At 46.2% G+C, this 2,282-nt stretch carries 3 protein-coding genes; all 3 read left to right on the plus strand.

All coding sequences use genetic code 11. The features are described from left to right. On the plus strand, positions 1 to 181 hold a 181-nt coding region (locus tag Q0668_RS12520; protein WP_298865055.1), incomplete at its 5' end, for a DUF933 domain-containing protein. A 153-nt stretch (positions 182 to 334) separates the two neighbouring features. After that, entirely contained in the window at positions 335 to 1,402 is a 1,068-nt protein-coding gene (gene hisC / locus Q0668_RS12525) for a histidinol-phosphate transaminase (protein WP_298865058.1), read from the plus strand. Between the two features lie 195 nt (positions 1,403 to 1,597). Continuing rightward, positions 1,598 to 2,185: an imidazoleglycerol-phosphate dehydratase HisB gene (gene hisB, locus Q0668_RS12530; protein ID WP_298865061.1), complete on the plus strand. Its 588-nt coding sequence runs from the start codon at positions 1,598 to 1,600 to the stop codon at positions 2,183 to 2,185. The last annotated feature ends 97 nt before the right edge of the window (positions 2,186 to 2,282 follow it).

Below are 2,282 nucleotides of genomic sequence, written 5' to 3' on the forward strand. Positions count from 1 at the left end.
AGCTGGAGTGATTCATTCCGATTTTGAGCGCGGATTCATTCGTGCTGAAATATATTCGGTGGACGATCTGAAAGAATATCAAACGGAGAAAGCAATCCGCGAAGTCGGTAAACTGAGAGTGGAAGGCAAAGAGTACGTCATGCAGGATGGAGATATCTGCCATTTCCTATTCAACGTCTAAATCAAGAGTTTTCCTGTAGGATGTCATAAAGAATATGCGATTCAAGCTATCGCGAACTCTTGCCCGGATTGACGTGTCCAGTTTCAGGTCCATTTCGGATACTTTGTTGCATGTGAATTCGAGTTAATTCATTCCGTTTTTTTAGAGATCAACATGATGAGTCTGTTTCGTTCACAAGTACAGCAAATGTCAGGTTATACTCCAGGCGAACAGCCGCAGGAGTCTGGTTGGGTGAAACTGAATACGAATGAGAATGCGTATCCACCTTCTCCGCGTGTTAAGGATGCGGTGCAGCGTGTGCTTGAAGGTCGTTTAAATATTTATCCTGACCCACTCGCCACGGAATTTCGCAAAGCCGCGGCAGAGCTGTTCCAGGTTGATCCGGACTGGATTCTCCCCGGGAATGGCAGCGATGAAATTTTGACGATTCTGATGCGAACCTTTGTCGATCCGAATCAGCTGGTCTCTGCTCCCTACCCCAGTTATACGCTTTACGAAACGCTAGCGGAAATTCAGGGTGCCCGGTTTCAAAAAATTCAACTCAATCCCGACTGGAGCTGGCCTGTATCTGAGGCTCTCGAAGTAGCGGCGAAGAGTAAAATACTGTTTGTGCCTAACCCCAATGCCCCTTCAGGGAATCGCTGGCACGATAAAGATATTTTGACATTCATGCCAGAACAGGGAATTCTGGTGCTGGATGAAGCCTACGGGGACTTTTGCGACAAACCACACCGTTGTGAGTTATTGCAGGGGGACTCGGGAGCAAAAATGATTGTGACTCGTAGCTTAAGCAAGTCATATAGTCTTGCTGGAATCCGATTCGGATTTGCCGTGGCGCATCCGGAATTGATTCAAGGTATGCAAAAGGTCAAAGACAGTTATAACTGTAATACACTTTCTCTGGCAGCAGCAATTGCAGCAATCAAAGATCAGGAGTGGATGCATGCTAACACCGAGCGAATCTGTTCGACACGCGACCAGTTAATTATGGAACTCAAAAAACTTGGTTTTGAAACAGTGGACAGCCAGACAAATTTTGTCTGGTGTACTCACCCGGATGGTGAACACGAACGTCGCTATCAGGACTTGAAACAACGTAAAATTCTGGTCCGCTACATGAAGTTTTCACTACAGACAGGAATTCTCGATGGTCTCAGAATCACAGTCGGAACCGATGCTGAGATTCAGCAGTTGCTGGATGCCATACGTGAGATAGGCTGAATCATAGTTAAAACGAGCATAGTTTCACTTTGACTCGGGTATGATTAAAGCGGTTATGCAATTCAGACCGGCAATCACCTTTCTAATTAGTGCCAAGTCTGTTGGTGGCTCCGATGCATTTTTGAGAATCAACATCCAGACTGTAAGATTAGAGTATTCAACTTCACGATCCTTTTACACACGAGTTCCCAAAAGATGACCCGCAAAGCATCAATCAAACGTGAGACCGCCGAAACCCAGATCGAATTGACTTTAGAGCTGGATGGCAATGGTAAGGCAGATATTCAGACAGGCGTTGGGTTTTTTGATCACATGCTGACGTTGTTGGCGCGACATGCGTTGTTTGATTTAACGATCAAAGCAAATGGCGACTTGGATGTCGATTATCATCACACCGTTGAAGATGTGGGTATCTGTCTGGGCAAAACGCTTTATGAAGCATTGGGTGACAAAAAAGGAATTGTCCGCTATGGCTCTTTAACAATTCCCATGGAAGAGACTCTTGTGACATCGGCCCTTGATTTGAGCGGTCGTTCCTGGTTTGTGTTTCAGGTTGATTTCCCGACTGAGAAAGTCGGGCAGTTTGATACCGAACTGGTACGTGAATTCTGGCAGGCGTTTTCCTCAAACGGATTATTAAATCTGCATCTGGTGCTCCACCATGGCGCGAACAGTCACCACATTGCAGAAGGTCTTTTTAAAGGGACCGCTCGAGCGCTTCGACAAGCGGTGGCAATTGATCCCCGTCAACAGGGAATTCCTTCTTCCAAAGGTGTCCTTTAAGAACGGCAATCAGTCTTGTTATTTGCATCGCTAGAAAAAGCGATTACCCCGCATTTCCCAGATGACTTCCCTCGCTTTGGCACGTAATTTGCGCCAT

Source organism: uncultured Gimesia sp., from assembly GCF_937910335.1.
Lineage (GTDB): Bacteria > Planctomycetota > Planctomycetia > Planctomycetales > Planctomycetaceae > Gimesia.

Bases quoted from the DNA above. Each gene is read 5' to 3' on its own strand.
- hisC (WP_298865058.1), top strand. From the start codon at position 335: ATGATGAGTCTGTTTCGTTCACAAGTACAGCAAATGTCAGGTTATACT.
- hisB (WP_298865061.1), top strand. From the start codon at position 1,598: ATGACCCGCAAAGCATCAATCAAACGTGAGACCGCCGAAACCCAGATC.